Source organism: Martinezella sp. CNPSo 3959, from assembly GCF_057784355.1.
Map to the genome: position 1 here is coordinate 54,078 of NZ_JBXSOV010000013.1, position 22,040 is coordinate 76,117.

The window sequence follows — 22,040 nt, forward strand, 5'->3', positions numbered from 1 at the left end:
ATGTTCAAGAAAATATTGATTGCCAATCGCGGCGAGATCGCCGTCCGGATCATCGGGACGCTGCGGCGCATGGGCATTGCCTCCGTCGCCGTCTATTCCGATGCAGACCGTTTCTCAAAGGCATCCCTGATGGCCGACGAAGCCGTCAGGCTCGGCCCGGCGCCGGCCTTGGAAAGCTATCTCAATATCGACGCCGTCATTGCCGCCTGCAAGGCAACCGGCGCCGAGGCGGTGCATCCCGGCTATGGATTTCTGTCGGAAAACATCGGTTTTGCCGAACGGCTGGCAAAGGAAGGCATCGTCTTCATCGGGCCGACGCCGGACAATATCGCCGCCTTCGGGCTCAAGCACACGGCGCGCGAATTGGCGCGCACAAGCGGGGTGCCGCTGCTTCCGGGTAGCGACCTCGTCGAAACCAGCGAAGCGGCGCTCGCTGCCGCGGCGGAGATTGGCTATCCGATTATGCTGAAGTCTACGGCCGGCGGCGGCGGCATCGGCATGCAGCTCTGCGACGATGCCATGAGCCTGAAGACCGCCTTCGACAGCGTGCAACGCACGGCAAAAGCAAGCTTTGATGATGCCCGTGTCTATCTGGAGCGCTTCGTTTCCAAGGCTCGGCATGTCGAGGTACAGATCTTCGGCGACGGCAAAGGCGGTGTGATCGCGCTTGGCGAGCGCGATTGCTCGTTGCAGCGCCGGAATCAGAAGGTGATCGAAGAGACGCCCGCGCCCGATCTTTCGCCTTCGGTGCGCAAAAATCTCCATGCAGCGGCGGTGGCACTCGGCACCTCCGCCCACTATCAGTCCGCCGGCACGGTCGAATTCATTTATGACCCCGCACGCGAGGAATTCTACTTTCTCGAGGTCAATACGAGGCTTCAGGTCGAACATCCGGTCACCGAGGCCGTCTACGGCATCGATCTCGTCGAGTGGATGATCCGCCAGGCGGCCGGCGAAGAGGTGATCACAGGCAACGATCGACTTGCTCCGAGGGGCGCGGCGATCGAGGCGCGCATCTATGCCGAGATGCCGCATGCGGGCTTCAGGCCAAGCGCCGGCCTTTTGACCGAAGTTACTTTTCCGGAGGGCACGCGCGTCGACGGCTGGATCGAGACGGGTACGGAGGTCACTCCCTATTACGACCCGATGCTTGCCAAGGTGATCGTTGCGGCCGAAGATCGACCGGCCGCGATCGAGAAACTCAAAACCGCACTTTCGCAAAGCTCCATCTCCGGCATCGAAACCAATCTCGATTATCTGAAGGCGATCGCAGGATCGGAACTGCTCGCCAGCGGCAAGGTGGCAACGACGGCGCTGAAGGATTTTCCCTTCGTGCCCGACGTCATCGAGGTGGTGGCGCCCGGCGCGCAATCGAGCATTCAGGAGCTTCCCGGCAGGCTGGGGCTCTGGCATGTCGGCGTGCCACCGAGCGGGCCGATGGACGAGCGCTCGTTCCGCCAGGCAAACAGGCTGGTCGGCAATGCCGATGAGACCGCGGCTCTGGAGCTGACCGTCTCGGGCCCGGTGCTCAAGATCTTCTCCGACGTGACGATCGCGCTTGCGGGCGCTCATATGCCGATGAGCCTCGATGGCGTTCCATTACCTCATGATGAGGCCGTCATCGCAAAAGCAGGGCAGACGCTTGCCATCGGCGCCATAGAAGGCCCGGGCCAGCGCTCCTATCTCGCCGTTGCGGGCGGCTTTGCCGCGCCGCTCATGCTCGGCTCCAGGGCAACCTTCGGCCTCGGCCAGTTCGGAGGCCATGCGACCGGTACTCTCCAGACCGGCCATGTGCTGCGACTGGCACGGACACGGCAGCCTCAGGCCAAGCCGGCGGACATGCCGGCAGCCCTCACGCGCGCCTGGGAGGTCGGCGTTGTCTACGGGCCGCATGGCGCGCCGGACTTCTTTCTGGACGACGATATCGAGACCCTGTTTTCGACGGATTATGAGGTGCACTTCAACAGCGCCCGCACCGGCGTGCGCCTGATCGGCCCTACCCCCAAATGGGCACGCAGCGACGGCGGCGAGGCTGGTCTTCACCCCTCCAATCTTCACGACAATGCGTATGCGATCGGCGCGATCGACTTCACCGGCGACATGCCAATCATTCTTGGTCCCGATGGACCGAGCCTTGGCGGCTTCGTCTGCCCGGCCGTCATTGCGCGCGACGAGCAATGGAAGATGGGCCAGTTCAAGCCGGGCGACAAAATCCGTTTTCACCCGGTGGCGCGCAGTCAGGACGCTATCGCCGGTCCGACAGTTCGCCGTGCACCCGAGGAAACCGGATCGGCGATCGTCGGCCGAAGCCAGGATGGGCCCGTGCCTGTCGTCTATCGCCGGCAGGGTGATGACAACCTGCTTATCGAATACGGGCCGATGACACTTGATATCGCCCTGCGTTTGCGCGTGCATCTGCTGATGCAGGCAGTCGTCGAGGCACGACTGCCTGGGATCATCGACCTGACGCCCGGCATCCGTTCGCTGCAGATCCATTATGACGGTACGACGCTGACGCGGAAACGCCTCGTTGGCCTTTTGACCGAGATCGAGGCAAAACTGCCGCCGGCGCAGGAGGTAAAAGTCCCAAGTCGGATCGTGCATCTGCCGCTTTCCTGGAACGATCCGCAGGCCGAGCTTGCTATGCGTAAGTATCAGGAGCTCGTGCGCCCGAATGCGCCATGGTGCCCTTCCAACATCGAGTTCATCCGCCGCATCAACGGCCTGCCCGATGAGCAGGCGGTGCGCGACATCGTCTTTGATGCCAGCTATCTCGTGCTCGGTCTTGGCGATGTCTATCTCGGTGCACCGGTTGCCACGCCGGTCGATCCACGCCATCGGCTGGTGACGACGAAATACAATCCGGCGCGGACATGGACACCGGAAAACGCCGTCGGCATCGGCGGTGCCTATATGTGCATCTATGGCATGGAGGGACCGGGCGGCTACCAGCTCTTCGGCCGCACGATCCAGGTCTGGAACAGCTGGCGGCAAACGCCGGTCTTTGCCAAGGACAAGCCATGGCTTCTCAACTTCTTCGACCAGATCCGCTTCTTCCCCGTCACGCATGAGGAACTGAATGAGGCGCGTGCGGCCTTCCCGCACGGTGGCTATCCGATCAGGATCGAGGAGACGGAATTCTCCTACGCTGCTTATGAGGCGGACCTCGCACGCGAGGCTGCGGCGATCGGTGCTTTCAAGTCCAGGCAGCAGGCAGCCTTCGAGGCCGAACGGCAACGCTGGAAGGAGCTAGGACTCGACAGCTTCTCGGTCGACGAAGGTGCCGGCCCTGGCCTTGCCGGAGATATACCGGAAGGTTGCTTCGGCATCGAAAGCGCGGTGCCCGGCAATGTTTGGAAGATACTTGTCGAGGAAGGCCAGCCGGTCGCAGCCGGCGATACTTTGGCCATCATCGAGTCGATGAAAATGGAAATCAACGTCACCGCCCACGCTGCGGGACGCGTCCGCGATCTGCGCGCAGCACCTGGGCGCAACGTCAAGGCCGGCGACGTGCTTGTCATTCTGGAGGAAATCTGATGCTGCCTACTATTCTCGACCTAACCTCGTTGAAAGAGGCTTATGGAGCAGGTCTATCGCCGCTCGACCTCGTGGAGGAGATTATCGCCCGATGCGGGGCGTCAGATGATCCCGCAATCTTCATCACGCCGACACCTCCAGAGGCGTTGCGAGCTGCAGCGACGGAATTGCTGGCGACGGCACCTGAGCCAAACAGCCTGCCGCTCTGGGGCATACCTTTTGCGGTCAAGGACAATATCGATGTCGCAGGCCTGCCAACGACGGCCGCCTGCCCAGCCTTTGCCTATCATCCTGAGGAGGACGCGGCGGTGATAGCGCGTCTGAGGGCCGCCGGCGCAATCGTCATCGGCAAGACCAACCTCGACCAGTTCGCAACCGGCCTCAACGGCACACGCTCGCCCCATGGCGCACCCCGCTCCGTTTTCGATCGCGCCTATGTCTCCGGCGGCTCCAGCTCCGGCTCCGCTGTAGCGGTCGCTGCTGGTCTCGCGAGCTTCTCGCTCGGAACCGATACTGCAGGCTCCGGCCGGGTGCCGGCTGCTTTCAATAATCTCGTGGGCATAAAGCCGACGCCGGGCCTCGTTCCCAATGTCGGCGTGGTGCCGGCTTGCCGCAGCGTCGATGTCGTCACAGTGTTCGCCGCAACCGTCGGTGATGGCATCGCCGTTCGCCGGATCATGGAAGGCTATGACGCACGAGATCCGTTCTCGCGGGAGGCAACACCAACGACCCTGCCATCAGCACGCCCTCGCGTCGGCGTGCTCGCGGGAGCCGAGCGCGAATTCTACGGCAACACGGATGTCGAAGCCCTCTACGATGCCGCAATCGACAGGGCGAGATCGCTCGGCGCGGAGATCGTGCCTTTCGACTACACCCCTTTCCGGCAGGCCGCCGAACTGCTCTACAGCGGCCCCTGGGTTGCCGAGCGCCTGGCGGCGGTCAAGGATTTCCTCGCAAGCAATGCCGACGATTTCGATCCGACGGTCAGAACCATCATCGAGGGCGCGAAAGGCTACGACGCGGTCGCCGCCTTCGAGGGCAAGTACAAGCTGGAAGCATTGCGGCAAAAGACGAAGGCGGAATGGGAGAAGGTCGATTTCCTGATGCTGCCGACATCGCCCACGACCTATACCGTCGAGGAAATGCAGGCCGATCCGATCGTCAGGAACAGCCATTTCGGCCGTTATACCAATTTCGCCAATCTGCTTGATTGCGCAGCGATCGCCATACCCGCGGGCTTCGACGGCGACGGCCATCTCCCAGCCGGTGTGATGCTCGTCGGGCCGGCCTTTACCGACGATGCTTTGGCGCCTTTTGCCGATGCCATGCATCGAGCGGTAAATAGCGGAATGGGTAGGGATCGCATGGCGGCACTGCCGGACAGAAGCCGCGTGACACCCGAAGCCGCTGACGTCGTTCCGATCGTCGTTGTCGGCGCGCATCTGACCGGTATGCCGCTCAACCACGAGCTTACCGGAAAAGGCGGATACAGAATGAAGACGGGTCGAACGGACGGCAGTTACCGACTTTTCGCCCTGCCGGGGACGATACCACCTAAGCCGGGTTTGGTGCGCGATCCGAACTTTGCCGGCAAGGGTATCGAAGTCGAGGTATGGGCGTTACCGCCGGCCGCATTTGCCCACTTCGTCCAGAATATTCCCGCCCCGCTGGGGATCGGCAAGATCCAGCTTGAGGACGGCAGCCATGTTTCCGGATTCCTCTGTGAAGCCCATGCCACAGCCGGTGCCAGGGATATCACCGGGTTTGGCGGCTGGCGAAATTTCATTCGCGACGCGAATGCCACGGCTTAAAGGAGATAGGAGATGAGAAAGATTCTCCTGCAGGCATTGCAGATCGTCCTTCATGGCCTGATCGCGAGAACCCAGGCAATTGGCAGCCATGAGCTGCCTCGCTCGCAGCAAAGCAGTCCCGGAGACCGATAAAATACTTTGTACTGGGCGGGTTCACCGATCCCGAAGGGAAAACGCCGACGAGTGAGTGCCGTCATACGGGATGATTGCACTCACTCCGGTCACCACATCAGCATCAGAGCAACATCGATGCACCACGGTCGAGATAGGTGTCGAGGAATTGCTCGAGACGAGGATTTCTCGGCTTCTTGAACACTTCTTGGGGCGGCCCGCTAAACAGCACCTTGCCGTGATCGAGAAAGATGATCTGCTGGCCGACGGTCGCAGCGAAACCGATTTCGTGCGAAACGACAACCATCGTCATGCCTTCGGCTGCCAGGTCGCGCATGACGTTCAAGACCTCGCCGGTCAGTTCCGGATCGAGCGATGATGTCGGCTCATCAAACAGCATGATCTTCGGCTTCAAAGCCAAAGCGCGGGCGATCGCAACGCGCTGCTGCTGCCCGCCGGAAAGCTGCGAGGGATAATGCCCCGCCCTCGCCTCGAGCCCGACCTTGACGAGTTGCACCATGGCCGCATCCTCAGCCTGCTTTCGGCTCATCTTGTGAACCGTCTTCAATGCCTCGCTGACATTGCCGAGCGCCGTCATATGCGGCCAAAGATTGAACTGCTGGAAAACCATGCCGATCTGGGCGCGGATCGAGCGATTGGTGGCTGCCGAGATACGCTCACGGCGCCCTTGAGAATCCTCGGCAAAGCCAAGGACCTCGCCATTGATGGAGATCGTCCCGCGCGTTGCCTCTTCAAGAAAAGCCATGCATCGCAAGAGCGTGCTCTTGCCGGAACCGGATGGACCGATGAGGCAGGAGACCTGCCCCGGCTCGATGGCAAGATCGATGCCGTGAAGGACGGTGGTCTCTCCGAACGTCTTGACGAGATTCCTGACTTCTATAGCGGGGACGCTCATGCGTTGAAAAACCTGAATCTGGAAAGTTTCGTTTCGGCAAGGTTGCCAAGCCAGCCGGTGACTTCGACCAGCACCCAGTAAAAGAGCGCCAGGGCCGAAAGCGCCTCGACGAAGGCATATTGCTGCGACCCGATCGCGCTCAGCGTCGCCGTCAATTCCGGCACGGTGATGATAGAGAGGACTGCCGTCTCCTTCATCAGGATGACGGTCATGTTCACGCAAGGCGGCAGCACCAACATCGTCATCTCCGGCAGGAGAATGCGCCTGATGATCTGCCCGCGCGTCAAGCCGACGCATTCGCCAGCTTCGATATGGCCTTTCGGCACGGCCCGAAATCCGGAACGAAAGATTTCGCTGAAATACGCTGCGCCATAGATCGAAATGCCGATCAGTCCGGCAGGCACTGGATCGAGCTCGAGGCCGACGAAAGGGCCGCCATAATAGACGAGGAAGATCTGGATAAGAAACGGCGTGCCGCGCAGCACCGCCACGATGGCACCCAGCACCTTGTCGACCACCAGGCCGCCATATTGCCGGGCAACCGCCATCAGGAAACCGATAACGGCCGCGGCAATGGTGCCTATAATCCAGATCATAATCGTTACGCCGGCGCCGCTGAGGATGGCGGGCCACTGCCCGATCAGGACGTTGATGTCGAAGGTCATCGCGGCACTCCGGGCAATCTGCTTTCGATCAAGCCGCCGGCAAGCGCCACCACCCAGTTGATCACGAGATAGATGAGGCCTGCCGAGGCGAAGATCTGCAGTGGCAGGAAGGTGCTACCGGCAAGATCCTGGGCCATACGGGTCAGTTCGACGATACCGACAACAGAGACCAGCGACGATGCCTTCAGAATGAGAATCGCCTCGTTGACAAGAGCCGGAAATGTCAGGCGCAGTGCAATGGGAACTTTGATGCGGCGGAAGATCTGGCGCGGCGTCAGGCCAACCATCTCCGCCGACTCCACAAGGCCGACAGGCACGCTGGCAAAGCCACCGCGCAGGTTCTCTGCCTGGTAGGCAGCCGTGCAGAGCGACAGGCCGATGACGGCGGCAACGATGCTCGGCACGTTGAGGCCGACAGCCGGGAGCAGATTGTAGATCAGCAGCAACTGCACCAGCAGCGGCACGCCGCGAAAAAAGCTGATGAAAAACTGGGCAGGTCGCACGAAAAGGCTACGCCCCGTCAGCAACATGCCCGAAATCAGGATCGCAATTGCAAAACCGATAAAGATCGACACAAAGCTGATCGTCACCGTGTAGATGGATGCCTGCACAAGCAATCCAAAGAGCTCGATGGACATTGTTGAGTGTTCGCCCGTGTGGTGACCAGGAAGCTGGGATCTCGGTCGTCAGCCGTGCCCGACAACAAAGTGGGCACGGCCGGTTTCCGAGGGCTGATCAGAATGCCGGGTCCTTGACGGCATCAGGCGTATCGAAGCTTGCGCCGAACCACTTCTTCTGCAGCGTCGCCATGCGGCCGTCAGCCTTGATCTTCAGCATGGCTGCGTCGATAGCGTCCATCAACGGTGCATGATCGGCGTCCTTCAACCCGATGAAGCCGAAATAGGACTTCTTGCCGAAGGGCGGCAGCACGACTTCGAACGTGCCTTCGCGCTGTTTGGCGACGAACGCAATATTCGGCAACGAGTTGGCAACGCCGGCGATACGGCCGGCTGCGAGGTCGGCGTAAGATTCCGTAAAGGCCGGATATTCGCGGATATCGGCCTTGGTCGGCAGGGTGTCAGAAAACTCCTTGAGCTGATCGAGCTGCGCCGTCGCCTTGCCGACGCCGATCTTCTTGCCGGCGATGTCTTCCGGCTTGCTGATCGTCTTGTCACCGGCCTTTTTCAGGATCGCGATGGTTGCTTCGGCCAAAGGCGGGGTAAAGCGATAGCGCTCCATGCGCTTCTTGGTGATCGTCGCCGGGCCGGCAACGACATCGAATTTTCCAGCTTCAAGCGCCGGGAACACGCCGTCCCATGGGAGCGTGACCCATTCGATCTTCACGCCCAACTCCTTGCCGATCTCATCGAAGAGGTCGACGTTCAAGCCGACATGCTTGCCTGCATCGATGAAATCGAACGGGGCGAAGGCCGTCTCAGTGCCGACCTTCAGGGTGCCGGCGGCCTTGACCGCGGCAAGCGTATCAGCCGCATGGGCCGAAATCGTCGCGCCAAACAAAAGTGCGGCGCCAACCAACCCCTTCAGAAGCGAATTCTTCGTCATGTCTTTCTCTCCAGTTTTGTACCCTTCCTTCGGAAGGTTCAGGTTCCCCAAGCATTGTCCCGTCAGGCCGATTTCTATGACCTTTTTTGTCTATACAAATAGATACAGCCTCGCCTACACTGTCAAATACAAAACATAACGAACGCAAGAATTATGCCGTATGATGCCCGATGGATCTGGCAAAAGCGGTTTTCACGGACATTGAATTCATTGCCGGAGCAAGGCGAGCGTTGGTCCCAATTCATCAGAAAATTCTGAAGGATATCGAAAGCAGGATCGTGAGCGGCATCTGGCCGCCGGGGTACCGAATACCTGTCGAACATGAGCTGCTGAAAGAGTATCGATGCTCCCGGATGACCGTGAACAAGGCGCTTTCGACCCTGGCTGAGCGTGGCATGATCATACGTCGTCGCAAGCTCGGCTCCTTTGTCGCTTCGCGGCAAATCGACCGCACGGTCATGGACATCCAGGACATTTCCACAGAAGCGGAGTTGGCGGGACATGAACATAGCCACACGATGCTGATGCGGAAAGTCGAAAGGCTCGATTCTGCCACGGCGATGCGGCTCGGCGAAACCATGGGGGCGGAAATCCTGCGGCTCCATTGCCTGCATGCAGTCGACGGCAAGGCGAATGCGCTGGAGCGGCGTATCATCATGCTGGACCTGGTGCCATCAGCAAGAGCCGAGAGTTTCGCGTCGGTACCACCAGGCAAATGGTTGCTGGACAGGGTGCCCTGGTCGAAGGCCCGGCATGTCATTCGAGCCGTCTCGGCCGATGCCGCGACGGCACGCCTGCTTGAGACCGAACGCGGCGAAGCCTGCCTGACGCTCATCCGTCAGACATGGCAGAGCAGCCGCACGGTCACCTATGTCGAATTCATCCATCCCGGCGATCGTTTCCAGTTCGCCGGCGACTTTCATCCCAATGAAAGAGGCGTCATCGATCAACCACCGCAAGGAAGCACTTCTTGAACGAAAAACGGATTAACAGGGCAGTTCCGCTCAAGGGCTTGCAAGCCTTTGAGGCCGTCGGCCGTTGCGGCAGCGTGAGCGCCGCAGCCTTGGAGCTGAAGGTTTCGCCCGGAGCGATCAGTCAGCAGATCCGCAAGATCGAAAGCTTTCTCGGCGTCACCTTGCTCGAACGCAATGGTCGAACGGTGGAGCTCACCCAATGGGGGCGGCTCTATCATCTTGAAATATCGAAAGGTTTCGAACAATTCGCAGCCGCGGAACAGATCCTGGAACGGGCTCGCAACGAGAATGCCCTGGTTCTCAGCGCGCTATCTTCCGTCGTCAACAAATGGATCGGGCGCCGGATCTTCGACTGGCAGGCCCTGCATCCAAACGCGCATGTCAGGATCGTCGGTCGCGACAAGGAACCGCGCATGGGCTTCGACGACATCGATTTCCGTATCAGCTACGGCTCGGACGTACTGCAGCATGAACATTATACCGAGCTGTTCCGCGATTGGGTGGTTCCCGTCTGCTCGCCGGCCCTGATCAAGGGCAAGGCGCCTTCCGCAGCACAACTTCTTCAATATCCGCTCTTGCATGTCGAATGGGAGCGGCATTTCACGCCCTATCCAAGCTGGCTTGAATTCGCCGCGAAGACGGGGGCGACGCTCGAGGAAACCGCCGCCGGCCTTTCCTTCACTCTGTCGAGTAGCGCAATTGATGCCGCCGTCAACAAGCGCGGCGTCGTTCTCGCGCAGATGTCGATGATCGCAGATGAGCTCGAGGCGCAAACGCTTGTCATTCCCGTCGACATACGTATTCCCCTGCGCGAAAGCTACTTTCTCGCCTGGGACAGGGCCGCCCTGGAAAAACCGCACGGGCGCCAATTCCGCGATTGGCTCGTCGCCATTTCCCGCCAGCAGGGTCTGGTATCGGCGCCCGCACCAATATTTTAGAAAAACTAAAACGGAACTCAGCTGCACGATATTGATGAAATTTTGCGCCTGGCGATAATTTGCGCATTCGCCTTCAAAGGAATGCGAGACCGACATAAAGGGAGAATTCGATGGCACGGACCGACAAGATGAAACTGGGAACTTTCGTCTACACGTTCGGCTTCCATCCGGCCTCCTGGCTGCATCCGGCAAGCAATGTCAACGGTGCCAACGACTTCGCGCATCTGCTCGATGTCGCCAAACGATCCGAGGCGGCGAAATTCGATTTCATGTTCATGGCCGATTCTCCGGCAGCGGCCGTGGGCGATCCGAACGCGCTCGCCCGCATTCCCACAAAGATGAATCGCTTCGAGCCCCTGTCGCTGCTCTCGGCACTCGCGGTGACGACCAACGATCTCGGTCTCGTGGCAACGGTCTCGACGAGCTACTATGAGCCTTACAATGTAGCCCGTCTGTTTGCCTCGATCGACCATCTGAGCAAGGGCCGCGCCTGCTGGAATGTCGTCACATCAGACCATGACGAAACCGGCTACAACTTCAATCGCGAGGGGCTGGATCCGCACGCGCTGCGCTACGAGCGCGGCAACGAGTTCGTCGATGTCGTCTTCGGCCTTTGGGACAGCTTCGAGGAAGGCGCACTTCTTCTCGATCGCGAATCCGGCGTCTACTATGACAAGGACAAGCACCACACGCTCAACCACAAGGGCAAGCACTTTCAGGTTCGCGGCCCCCTCAATATCGCGCGCACGCCGCAAGGCCGTCCTGTCATCGCCCAGGCGGGTGGTTCCGAGCCCGGAATGGATATGGCGGCACGCACCGCCGAGATCGTCTTCAGCCTCGCATCGAACATCGAGCGAAACCGGTCCTTCTACGACAATGTCAAAAGCCGGATGGCGGCCTATGGCCGCGATAGAGACGATCTGAAAATCATGCCGGGCATCGTCATCAATGTCGGTGAAACCGAGGCCGAGGCAAAGGCGAAGGTGGACTATCTGATCGACAAGATGCATCCCGATGTCGGGCGGTTGATGCTCTCCGAATTCCTGGAAGCGGACCTGCGTGGCGTGGCTCTCGATGCGCCTTTCCCGATGGAGCGGCTGCCGGCGGCGCCGAAAGGGTCGCGTGCCCTGTTCGACGAACTGGTCGATTTCGTCAAGAGCGGTCACACGGTCGGCGAACTGATCCGGCACTATGCAGAGAAGCACACCGGCAATGGCATAACGGGTACGCCGGCCCAGATCGCCGACTACATGGAAGAGTGGTTCGAGACACGTGCCGCCGACGGCTTTATCCTGATGTTTCCGACCTTGCCGTCCAGCCTCGACGATTTCGTGCGGCTCGTCCTGCCGGAGTTGCGCCGCCGCGGACTGTTCCGCGAGGAATATGAAGGCAAGACCCTGCGCGAAAACCTCGGCATTTCCATGCCGGCAAACCGCTTTGCCAAGAGCTGAGGGCCTGTCCGATGGGTGACGAAGCTCTGATCAGCGATGCGGAATTCAGATTATCGATGCGTCATCTGGCCGGTGCGGTCAGCGTGATAACGGTCGGTGATAGCCAAGACCGCACCGGCTTCACCGCAACATCGGTTTCCTCATTTTCGGCCGATCGGCCTTCCGTCATCGTCAGCATCAACAGGACCTCTTCCTCCTGGCCGACGCTGCAGCGGTATGGCTGTTTCTGCGTCAACGTGCTTGCGGCCGACCAACAGCACGTCGCGCAATCCTTTTCCGGCATTGGCGGACGCAAGGGCGCCGACCGCTACGAGGGTGCCGGGTGGTATCGCCTCGAGACAGGTGCCGCCGCACTTGAAAATGCCCTGACAGTCCTCGACTGCAAGCTCGAAACCGCATTCCATCACCATTCCCATGCCATTCTGATCGGGCATATCTGCGCGATGGAAATCCGGCAGGACATCGGACCGCTGCTCTACTGGCGAGGCGGCTATCATGACCTTCCGGCGGCGGTTGATGAGCGCTGTCTAGCGTAGACGATCCGGCAATAACCTGATCGAGGCAACATCGACATTGGCAAAGGCAAATCTAAGGTAGCGCTCCTGCCCCTCGCCGAAATATGCCCCTGGTATGCAGACCACGCCGCGTTCCCTCGCAAGTTCTTCGGCCACCTCGGACGACGATCGGCCCTCGAAAGGATGGCGAACAAAGGCGAAATAGGCGCCGATCGCTGCAATCTCCCAGCCAGCCAGCTCGGAAAACGCTCCCCTCAAGGCATCGGCACGACGGCTGATTTCCAGCCGGTTGCCGGCCCGCCAGTCGGCAAGGACAGGCAGAGCCGAGGCAACGGCGATCTGAGCCGAACGCGGGGCGCAGATCTGCATATTGTCCATGACCTTCGCGATCTCTGAAATGAGCCCAGGACCTGCCGTGACGGCACCGAGGCGATGACCGGGGATGCAGAAGGATTTCGAAAAGCTGTAGAGAAGAACGAGCGTATCCTCCCAACCCGGCTCCGACAGCAAGGCATGCGGCCGGCCGTAATCTTCGGCCAGGAAATCGCGGTAGGTTTCGTCAACGACCAGCCAGGCGCCATATTTTCGGCAGAGCCTGAAAAGCGCGTGAAGCAGCTCGGGCGGATAGACTGCTCCGGTAGGATTGTTGGGCGTAACCACGGCAAGCGTCTTCGCGCCGGCGGAAAGCGCGGCCTCTGCTGAACCGAGATCCGGAAGAAAGCCGGCTGCGGCATCGCAGTCGACCAGCATCCGCTCGATTCCCAGCATCGATAGCGTCGTATCATGATTGAAATAGAAAGGATTGGTGAGCGCGACCGTATCGCCGGCGCCGGCAAGAGCAATCGCCGTGCACATGAACGCCTGATTGCAGCCGGCCGTGATATGGATGTTGCCGGCAGATATGTCCGCGCCGTAGATTTCTGCGACATGGGCGGCGTAGGCCTGCCGCAGCAAAGGCTCGCCCTCGATCGGGCCGTATCCCGTCATCGCCTGTTGTGCAGCCGTCTCGCCGAGAAGACGCAGCATTTCAGGATGCGCTGGATAGCCGGGAACTGCCTGCGACAGATCAATGAGTGGACCCTTCAATCCCTTGTATTCGCGACCCCAGGCAACGACGGAAGGGATGGGTGGAGGGGAGAGGCGGGCAACGAGCGAATTGGATTTTGCAGCGGTCATATCGATTTCTCTTTGATACCGATTGCTACAACGATACCAATTGCTTTCTCAACCTCTTTGTTGAGTGATACGGATCTCAAGTGGAGACGCATGCGCATGGTGTGGGACAAGATGCGGCTCGAACAGCTGCGCGCGGAATTTGCAGATAGCAATGGCGGCGAGATATTCGACGAGAAGTTTCGCAAAGTCGCGGAGAAGATCATCTCCAAGAGCGGCACGAGACTGGCACCATACGCCGGTGTGCCGACTTTCCTCAGCGCGCCCTACATGCAGGTCGCAGCCGACGAGCCGGATTTCGGCAATCTCCAGGTCGCGATCACGGGAATTCCGATGGATCTCGGCGTCACCAACCGCCCCGGCTCCCGCTTCGGACCACGCGCCCTTCGCGCCATCGAGAGGATCGGTCCTTACAACCATGTTCTGGGAACGGCGCCGGTCTTCGATCTTCGCGTTGCCGATATTGGCGACGTGCCGTTCCAGAGCCGCTACCGGCTGGAACTCAGTCACGACGATATCGAAAAGCGTATCGGCCAGATCGTCGACGCCGGCGTCGTGCCGCTCTCGGTCGGAGGTGACCACTCTATTACCCATCCCATTTTGAAGGCGGTCGGACGGAAGGAGCCGGTAGGCCTCATTCATATCGATGCGCACTGCGACACCAGCGGCGCCTTCGATCAGACGAAGTTTCATCATGGCGGACCGTTTCGCAACGCCGTGCTGGACGGCGTGCTCGATCCGACAAGGACCATCCAGATCGGCATCCGTGGTTCGGCGGAATATCTATGGGAATTCTCCTATAAGTCGGGAATGACCGTGATCCACGCGGAAGACCTCAGCGGAATGGGGATGGAAGCCGTCATTGCCAAGGCCAAATCCATCGTCGGTGACGGCCCGACCTATCTCTCCTTCGACATCGATAGCCTCGATCCAAGTTTTGCGCCCGGTACGGGCACGCCCGAAGTCGGCGGGTTGACGACGCGCGAGGTTCTTGAACTGATACGCGGGCTGAAGGGTATAAATCTCGTCGGTGGCGACGTCGTCGAAGTCGCTCCCCAATATGACGCGACGACCAACACCGCACATGCCGGAGCTCAAGTGCTCTTCGAGATACTGAGCCTCATGGTGTTCAGTCCGTCGATCGGCAACCGCTGAGCATTGCGTTCAGCGAAAGACAATTTCGCTGCATAGGCTGGGTTTTCATGGCGATACGGAACAAACAACAGAGTGTCGCCATCGATCCTCTTGGAGCGCGTGTCGAATTCTGTTGTCGCGACGTCTTTGAGCCAGTGGACATTGGGGTGACGCGATGAGTGATACGTTGGTCTGCATCTCATGCGGACTAGACAAGACCGAATCGATCGTCCACGGAGGCTCATACATACTTCGATGCGCCGCTTGCGGCGAAGCAATCGTTGCCACGTCGTTCATGGCGATGCTCGATTCCGAACACGCCTGGGCCGCCTTTATCGATGCTGGTCCTGGAAAAGTCCCCCAACCTGAGGCGCTCGTCGCGCGTGGACCGCTTCGTGAGATATCGACGGCGATCAAGGTCTCGGCACGTGACGGAAATCAGATACGCCTGATCCCCGAAAGAAGGGGTTGACCACTATCGGCGTGATGCTGCCATGACAGAGATCCGCTCGAACTCGACATTATTGTGGCTGTCCACCAGGCACGGATTGACGCCTATTTCATTTCGTCGGCTGAGATCGCGCGGACAATTTATTGCCGTCAGGATCGCGAAGATATGCGACGAATGCTCCGTTCGGACGCTCGGAGGGCGGGCTTTCGATTGCCATGCCACCACGCGCGACACCGGCGGCATGCCACGCCAGAACGTGGCCGGGGCTCGCGGCGGCTATACCGATAGTCCCGCCGTTGGCCGCGGTCGCCGGCTTGCCATCGATCGGTTTCGTAATCATCAGCCGACCACCCTCGTGGATATAGACCAGCCTGCCTCGCTCATCCATCTCGCCGGGATTGCCCCCCAATGCAGCGAATGTGGCGTCGTAGAAACTTCTGGCTCGCTCCAAATCGTTGCTGCCGATCATGACGTGAGTGAACATGCTTCATCTCCGTAAATACCCAATAGGTCTCACCCAATGCCACCCCAACCTCGCTACGGGCCAGCCGCAAAGCTCCCGATTGAGGGCCATATCCTGCTCATTTTGCTTATCTCGACGATGAAGTCGAGGCCATTATGGCTGAGTTATTTCGGCTGCCGATTATGATGACGGGATAATCTGCAGTTGATGGAAATAGAACTCGCGCGCCCAGGTGGCGCCTCTAGGCGTAAAGTGCCTTATCCGCAAATCGGGGATGCGTTTGGATGTAGTGCCAGAGTTGGTTGGCGACGGGTCCGTGCGGGCGGTCGCGGCGGCGTGCCGCCACAAGGTCGATATCCATGCCCGGGAAATGCTGTCCCGTGATGGAGAGCAGACGTCCGTCACGCAACTCCTCCTCGATCATGAAGCGGGGCAGATGCCCCCATGCCATGCCGCGAAGGACGATCTCCTTCTTCATCGCGTGATCAGCAACCGTGCATTGCGGCGCACCCTCGACCACGTAGAAACTGGGTTTTGCAATATCGCGCGCCGTGTCTCGGATGATACATTGGGTCAGCCCACGCATTTGTTCGGGAGTGATCGATCGCGAGGGTGCGAATGGCAGGAAGCCGGGAGCTACCACCGGCACGAAGGAGATCGCGCCGAGATCGATCCATTCGAGCCGCGGATCGGATTTATCGATCCAATGGAGGATCAGGTCGGCTTCGTCTTCGAAAAGCCGCTCGGATGGTCCACCGATCGTCTCGAAATGCAGATCGAGCCGCGTATTCGCACAGCCGGCGAAGAAGCCGCCCAGCAATTGCAGGCCATCATGCAACGGGCAGGTGTCGCCAAGGATCACGCGCAGATGCGTCTCCTCTCCCATCGTGAGCTGACGGGCATGCACCCTTAGCGCTTCCATTTCGCCGAGCAGGGCCTGCGCCTTGCGATGAAAGGAGCGACCAGCTTCGGTGAGATCGACGCGATAGCCGGTACGATCGAGGAGGACTACGCCGAGATTGGCCTCGAGCTTGGCGATCGCTGCAAACACGGCCGTATGCGACCGGTTCAACACGAAGGCTGCCGCTTGAAAACCGCCTTCGCGGACCACCGCATCGAAACATTGGATTTCCTGGAGCGTGAATGGCTGCATTGTAGATTCTATTTACAATGACTTTCCAATCTTTTCAATTTTTTTGGAAGGAAGAGAGAATTAGCGTCGGACTGTTCTCGACCCCGCCCCGCTTTCCGGAACCAGGTTCTGCGGCGATGCGGCAGGTGCCCACAACAAGAGAAGGACCATATCGATGACGAATAATTCCGCGGAACTCGCCACGCTCAATCCCGAAGACCCGGCCGCCCTGTCGTTCTTCACCACCGGCGATGGCGTCCGGATCGCCTACAGGATCGATGGGCGGGACGACCGCCCGACATTAATCCTTGCCAATTCCATTGCGACCACTCTGCAGATGTGGGATCTCCAGATTCCCAAATTCGCCGAGCACTTTCAGGTCATCCGCTATGATTACCGCGGTCATGGCGGCTCGGACGTGCCGGCTGGCGCCTATTCCGACGGAAGGCTCGGCCGCGACGTGCTGGAGCTGATGGACTGGCTCGGGATTGAGAGAGCGCATTTTCTTGGCCTGTCCCTCGGCGGCTGGGTCGGCCAATGGCTTGCTATCCACGCACCGGAACGGATCGACCGCCTGATCCTCAGCAATACCTCTTCCTACCTCGGCCCCGCCGAAACCTTCGACAGGTCAATAGCCGCAACGCTTGCTGCGCCGGACATGAGGGAAGCCGCGGAGACCTTCCTCGGCAACTGGTTTCCGAAAGCGATGATCGCGGGGAACGGGCCGGTTGTTCGCCAGTTTCGAGAGATGTTGCTGAACATATCGCGCCAAGGCCTTGCCGGCCTGTTTGCCGCCGTACGCGATGCCGACATGCGCCGTACCAGCGCCCTCATCCAGAGCCCGACGCTTGTAATCGCCGGCGAATTCGACACCGTGACATCGCATGCCATGGGTGAAGCAGTCGCCAACACGATCCCCGGAGCAAAGCTGAAAACCTTTCCGTCCGTGCACTTCTCCAATATCGAGTTTGCGCAAGCCTTCAGCGAAGAGGTGGTGGCGTTTCTCAACCAAAAATCCGACTGAGGTCCTGGCAGAGCCGAGACAAGCATCGTCTGCGGAATCCGTGCAGGCGGCGCTTGTCCAGGCCAGCATCTCGCTGACTTCGTTGTCGCCTACAACTTCGGTCGCCGACCCAGGACAACCCAGCGCCTCACATTACCTCCAACCCATAGACCAGCCTCTGTCGGACTAAGAAATGTCGGTTCGCAAACATAGTTCGGGATTCACAGGCGATCGTTAGCCGGCCGCCTAATCATATTGTTCGCCATGACCGATCTGCTCGCGTACAACATCGCTGATGGCCGGATCTTCGGCAGGATCCGGATCGGCGGCGCTGGCTTTCTCGAGGAACCGTCCTGCCTCGAGGATCGCGACAACAATTTCGCGCGTGCTCCAGCCCGCTTCATTCGCCGATGCGACCAGACTGTCCAAAGCATCGCGCACGGCAGTCTGTGCTTCCTTGGCGCGGTCAGCCTCTATGTTATTGGTTGGTGAAGGAAATACACGATTTGCAGCGTCGTGACCGACCACGGGTTTTAACGTTTCACGGCCGCCGGTACCTGCGCCGCCATCCGAGGGGGAGACCACGACATCAAGATCATCCGAAAGTTTGGTCGCCTGGCTGGCGTTCATGATGCCCATCGGCACCGCTTCGCCCTTGTCAGTCCTCACCTTCACTTCAACGATCTTCTTTTTCTCGGTCATGGCAGTCTCCTTCAAGGGGAAACTTCCCGCGCTGTCGTCGGTTCCATTGGGCGGCACCCGATCATGTGCACAGAGCGATGACTATGGCGGTCCCAGCAGGGCTTCAAAGCGGTCGAACGACCTCCACAAGACGTTTCATATCGGTGGGTTTCCCGAGATTGGGCACCTTGGCGAAAACATCATGCCGGGCAAGTTCGGCCGGATCGCTCGCACTGGCGAGGACGAGCGGGACGCCCCATGATTTAAAAGGAGAGCGACAGGCGTGATCTTCTCGCCACTGACCATTGCCAACCGGCTCCGCCGCCGGATGGCGTAGGACGAGTTTTTGGGAATATGTGATACCGACGATCCACCTCTCGGCATATGTATGGACCGATCTACAAGCCGGCCAACGCGTGATCGATCGCCGCCATCACATCTGCACGCAAGGGTCCCCTTGCCAGGGCACCGGCGTTTTCCTCGACTTGGGCAACCGTACGGAAGCCGGGAATTGGCAGCGTGCGGGGCGAACGCGCCCATAACCAGGCAAGCGCACCCTGCGTAAGCGTGCGTCCGTCCTCGGTCAGCAGATTGCGGACCGCCTCTAAGCGAGCAGCAAATTCAGGCGCGATCCTGCCGTCTTTGAAGTAGACCATCCAGTCAAGGCTTGCACCGCGCACATCCTTCTCGCCGATAGCCTTGTCAGGCGTGAACTTGCCGCTAAGAAGCCCCATGGCAAGCGGACCGCGATTGATGGAAATCAAGCCGTTACGCTCGATGACATCGATCATCGCCGGAACCGGCTCGAAGACGTTCATCGTATGTTGAACCGAGACGAACCCTGCGCGATGCACATGACGTGCGGCGCGATCCGGGTGATCAGTGCTCCAGCCGAACGCGTCAATCTTGCCTTCAGCCTTGAGCGTTTCGAGTGTCTCAAATACCTCGTCAGACGCTTCAAGCGGAAAATCGTTGAGATGGAACTGCAGCAGATCCAGACGATCGCGGCGCAGACGGCGCAAGGATGTCTCGGCGGACCGCCGGATAAAGGCGGGATCGGAGAAAGCGCCTGTCGCTTGCTTGGTCTTCTCGTCCGTCGCGAAGCCGAATTTGGTGGCGATGATGACATCGTCGCGATTGCCGAGCGCTCTGCCGACCACCTCTTCAGAATGCCCGGCTCCGTAATTCGAAGCAGTGTCGAAGAAGCGAATGCCGAGAGCCACCGCCCGGTCGATAGCGCGGATCGATTCATCGTCATCGACTTCGCCCCAGCCGAGAGGCACGTCGCCAGCGTAAAATGGTCCACCGATTGCCCAGCATCCCATGCCAAGGCGTGGAATTTGCCGGTCATTCCAGAGCGTTATTGTGGTCGTCCTATCGGCTTTGGTCAGCATGTCATCCTCCACGATCATCCACCGTTGCAGGCAGACATAGGCAGAGATGCCGGAATGATAAACAGCCAAATCTGCAGGGTGTTTTTCATTCATGAAAAGCAATTGGCTCGATCGGTCCGAGGGGCGACACAACCAAAACGGACCGCAGGTGTTTAATGGTTATGTCGAACGAAGCCTTCGCCTTGTCTGGCAACGATATCGGAGCGATGGCCTGAAGCCAGAAGGCCCCGAGGAAGCGGACCGCTGCATCAGCGATCCGCTGCCGCGGCATTCGTCACTCCTTCACGGCACCGGTCATCGACGAAACGTAGTAATCGACGAAGAAAGAGTAGAGGATGACGACGGGCAGTGAACCGAATAATGCACCGGCCATGAGCGACCCCCACTCGAAAACATCGCCGCGAACCAATTCCGTCAGAACACCGACCGGGATCGTTTTGTTTTCCGAAGATTGAATGAAGGTGAGCGCATAGATGAACTCGTTCCAGGACAGCGTAAAGGCGAAGATGCCGGCCGAGATCAGCCCGGGTACCGCCAGCGGCAGAATAATTTTGACAAGGATCTGCCAGCGGCTGGCGCCATCGACCAGCGCGCTTTCTTCCAGCTCGAAGGGTATCGACCTGAAATAGCCCATCAGCAGCCAAGTGCAGAATGGAATGAGGAAGGTTGGATAGGTGAAGATGAGAGCAAGTCTGGAATCGTAAATTCCCAGCTTGAAGACGATGAAAGCCAAGGGGATGAATAGGATCGAAGGCGGAACGAGGTAGGCCAGAAAAATCAGCAGCCCGATCGAGCGGGAGCCGGTAAAGCGCACGCGCTCGATTGCGTAGGCGCCAAAAATTGACGCCAGCAGCGACAGCGCCGTCGATCCCACCGCCACCAATATCGTATTCCAGAGCCAGCCTGGATAGGAGGTCTCAAAGAACAGGTACTTGATGTGATCGAGCGTCGGCTGCACGACCCAGAAGGGGCTGTAGTTATTGTAGTCGGTCAACTGTGCGTTCGGCTTGATGGCCGTTATGGCCATCCAGTAGAAGGGAAACAGAAGAACGAAGACAAAGACCGCCATCGGCAGATAGAGCATGACGATCCGGCGAGGCAGCCGGTTCAGATAGCCCATGCCTTGGATGTCGTCGGTCAGAACGGGATTGGCCGTTTCGATTTTTATGGTCATGACATTCTCCCGATCTCAGTCCTGTCCGCCCTGCTGCCATTTGCGGCGCTGCAGACCGAAGAAGCTGAACATGATGGCGGCAAGCAGGAAGGGGATCATTGCCACAGCGATTGCCGCACCCTCACCGAGCTGACCGCCCGGAATGCCGCGCTGAAAAGAAAGCGTCGCCATCAGATGCGTCGCGTTGACCGGCCCGCCCTTGGTCAGCACATAGATCAACTGGAAATCCGTGAATGTAAACAGCACGGAGAACGTCATCACGACGGCAATGATCGGCGTCAACATCGGCAGCGTTACATACCGGAAGCGCTGCCAACTTGTGGCACCGTCAAGAGACGCCGCCTCCTGAAGCGAAACGGGAATCGTCTGCAGGCCGGCAAGCAGCGAGATCGCGACGAAAGGAATGCCGCGCCAGACATTGGCGATGATCACCGAGATCCGCGCATTGGTCGGATCGCCGAGGAAATTGATCGGACTATGGATCAGGCCAATTTTCATCAGGGACCACGAGATAATGGAAAACTGGGAGTCGTAGATCCACCAGAAAGCCAATCCCGAAAGCACCGTCGGCACGACCCAGGGTAGGAGCACGATTGCCCGGAAGAAGGATTTGAACGGGAGGTGCTGATTGAGAAGCAGTGCCAACCAAAGGCCCAGCACGAATTTCAGGACGGAAGCTACGAAAGTGTAGAGCAACGTATTGAAGACCGACAGCCAGAAGACGGAATCATTGGCCAGGTATTGATAATTCTCCAAGCCGATAAAACTGCCGGCGCGCCCGATCCGCGTGTCCGTGAAGCCAAGCCAGACCCCCAGTCCCAGTGGGTAGGTGAGAAAGCAAACCAGAAAGATGGCTGCCGGCAACATGAAGAGAAAGCCGAGCATGTTGTTGTTCTGCATGAGCGATCTGATGGGGCCGCGCGTCGTATCGCCGGATGTCACGGTCGACATGGC

The 22,040-nt window shown here is 59.3% G+C and carries 20 protein-coding genes; 9 read left to right on the forward strand and 11 right to left on the reverse strand.

What is annotated here, in order from left to right; all coding sequences use genetic code 11:
* Positions 1-3,537: an urea carboxylase gene (uca, locus tag AC13RE_RS22790; protein ID WP_488564615.1), complete on the forward strand. Its 3,537-nt coding sequence runs from the start codon at positions 1-3 to the stop codon at positions 3,535-3,537.
* Entirely contained in the window at positions 3,537-5,348 is a 1,812-nt protein-coding gene (gene atzF / locus AC13RE_RS22795; protein WP_488564616.1) for an allophanate hydrolase, read from the forward strand. The genes uca and atzF overlap by 1 nt, the downstream gene beginning before the upstream one ends.
* A gap of 235 nt (positions 5,349-5,583) precedes the next feature.
* Here the strand turns inward: atzF and AC13RE_RS22800 are convergent, their stop codons facing one another.
* From AC13RE_RS22800 to AC13RE_RS22815, 4 genes are all read right to left on the reverse strand, one after another.
* Positions 5,584-6,375 carry an amino acid ABC transporter ATP-binding protein gene (locus AC13RE_RS22800; RefSeq protein WP_112335937.1) on the reverse strand — a complete coding sequence of 264 codons (792 nt, stop codon included), beginning with the start codon at positions 6,373-6,375 and terminating at the stop codon, positions 5,584-5,586.
* Positions 6,372-7,040, reverse strand: coding sequence for an amino acid ABC transporter permease (locus AC13RE_RS22805; protein WP_132719122.1), 669 nt, complete (start codon positions 7,038-7,040; stop codon positions 6,372-6,374). Before AC13RE_RS22805 ends, AC13RE_RS22800 begins: the two co-directional genes overlap by 4 nt.
* Entirely contained in the window at positions 7,037-7,678 is a 642-nt protein-coding gene (locus tag AC13RE_RS22810) for an amino acid ABC transporter permease (protein ID WP_488484027.1), read from the reverse strand. The genes AC13RE_RS22805 and AC13RE_RS22810 overlap by 4 nt, the downstream gene beginning before the upstream one ends.
* 97 nt (positions 7,679-7,775) lie before the next feature.
* Positions 7,776-8,603: a transporter substrate-binding domain-containing protein gene (locus AC13RE_RS22815; RefSeq protein ID WP_112335940.1), complete on the reverse strand. Its 828-nt coding sequence runs from the start codon at positions 8,601-8,603 to the stop codon at positions 7,776-7,778.
* 230 nt (positions 8,604-8,833) lie between these two features.
* Here AC13RE_RS22815 and hutC point away from each other — a divergent pair, with 230 nt between their 5' ends.
* From hutC to AC13RE_RS22835, 4 genes are all read left to right on the forward strand, one after another.
* Positions 8,834-9,577 carry a histidine utilization transcriptional repressor HutC gene (gene hutC / locus AC13RE_RS22820; RefSeq protein WP_488564617.1) on the forward strand — a complete coding sequence of 248 codons (744 nt, stop codon included), beginning with the start codon at positions 8,834-8,836 and terminating at the stop codon, positions 9,575-9,577.
* Positions 9,574-10,515 carry a LysR family transcriptional regulator gene (locus AC13RE_RS22825; RefSeq protein ID WP_488564618.1) on the forward strand — a complete coding sequence of 314 codons (942 nt, stop codon included), beginning with the start codon at positions 9,574-9,576 and terminating at the stop codon, positions 10,513-10,515. The genes hutC and AC13RE_RS22825 overlap by 4 nt, the downstream gene beginning before the upstream one ends.
* A 110-nt stretch (positions 10,516-10,625) precedes the next feature.
* Positions 10,626-11,966: an LLM class flavin-dependent oxidoreductase gene (locus tag AC13RE_RS22830; RefSeq protein WP_488564619.1), complete on the forward strand. Its 1,341-nt coding sequence runs from the start codon at positions 10,626-10,628 to the stop codon at positions 11,964-11,966.
* A gap of 11 nt (positions 11,967-11,977) precedes the next feature.
* On the forward strand, positions 11,978-12,502 hold the full coding sequence (locus tag AC13RE_RS22835; RefSeq protein WP_488564620.1) for a flavin reductase family protein: 525 nt from the start codon (positions 11,978-11,980) through the stop codon (positions 12,500-12,502).
* Here AC13RE_RS22835 and AC13RE_RS22840 read toward each other — a convergent pair.
* The gene (locus AC13RE_RS22840; RefSeq protein WP_488564621.1) at positions 12,494-13,657 is read right to left on the reverse strand and encodes an aminotransferase; all 1,164 of its coding nucleotides are present in this window, start codon (positions 13,655-13,657) and stop codon (positions 12,494-12,496) included. The two genes, AC13RE_RS22835 and AC13RE_RS22840, sit on opposite strands and share 9 nt — an antisense overlap.
* Before the next feature lie 96 nt (positions 13,658-13,753).
* Here AC13RE_RS22840 and speB point away from each other — a divergent pair, with 96 nt between their 5' ends.
* Positions 13,754-14,809 (forward strand): agmatinase, encoded by a 1,056-nt coding sequence (speB, locus tag AC13RE_RS22845; RefSeq protein ID WP_488484033.1) that lies wholly within the window; start codon positions 13,754-13,756, stop codon positions 14,807-14,809.
* A gap of 154 nt (positions 14,810-14,963) precedes the next feature.
* Entirely contained in the window at positions 14,964-15,260 is a 297-nt protein-coding gene (locus tag AC13RE_RS22850; protein WP_488564622.1) for a hypothetical protein, read from the forward strand.
* A gap of 88 nt (positions 15,261-15,348) precedes the next feature.
* Here the strand turns inward: AC13RE_RS22850 and AC13RE_RS22855 are convergent, their stop codons facing one another.
* A complete protein-coding gene (locus AC13RE_RS22855; RefSeq protein ID WP_488564623.1) occupies positions 15,349-15,723 on the reverse strand; it encodes a VOC family protein in 375 nt (124 codons plus the stop codon).
* Between the two features lie 220 nt (positions 15,724-15,943).
* Positions 15,944-16,855, reverse strand: a complete 912-nt coding sequence (locus AC13RE_RS22860; RefSeq protein ID WP_488564624.1) for a LysR family transcriptional regulator — start codon at positions 16,853-16,855, stop codon at positions 15,944-15,946.
* 154 nt (positions 16,856-17,009) lie between these two features.
* Between AC13RE_RS22860 and AC13RE_RS22865 the strand changes: the two genes are divergently transcribed.
* Positions 17,010-17,858 carry an alpha/beta fold hydrolase gene (locus tag AC13RE_RS22865; RefSeq protein ID WP_488564625.1) on the forward strand — a complete coding sequence of 283 codons (849 nt, stop codon included), beginning with the start codon at positions 17,010-17,012 and terminating at the stop codon, positions 17,856-17,858.
* 225 nt (positions 17,859-18,083) lie between these two features.
* On the opposite strand, the gene AC13RE_RS22870 is transcribed toward AC13RE_RS22865, so the two are convergent.
* The 4 genes from AC13RE_RS22870 to AC13RE_RS22885 form a co-directional block, all read right to left on the reverse strand.
* A complete protein-coding gene (locus tag AC13RE_RS22870; RefSeq protein ID WP_488564626.1) occupies positions 18,084-18,539 on the reverse strand; it encodes a hypothetical protein in 456 nt (151 codons plus the stop codon).
* Positions 18,540-18,916: 377 nt separating this feature from the next.
* Positions 18,917-19,912 (reverse strand): aldo/keto reductase, encoded by a 996-nt coding sequence (locus AC13RE_RS22875; protein WP_488564627.1) that lies wholly within the window; start codon positions 19,910-19,912, stop codon positions 18,917-18,919.
* A 274-nt stretch (positions 19,913-20,186) separates the two neighbouring features.
* Complete coding sequence (locus tag AC13RE_RS22880) at positions 20,187-21,086, reverse strand: carbohydrate ABC transporter permease (protein ID WP_488564628.1); 900 nt, start codon at positions 21,084-21,086, stop codon at positions 20,187-20,189.
* Between the two features lie 15 nt (positions 21,087-21,101).
* Entirely contained in the window at positions 21,102-22,037 is a 936-nt protein-coding gene (locus AC13RE_RS22885) for a carbohydrate ABC transporter permease (RefSeq protein ID WP_488564629.1), read from the reverse strand.
* Positions 22,038-22,040: the final 3 nt, after the last annotated feature.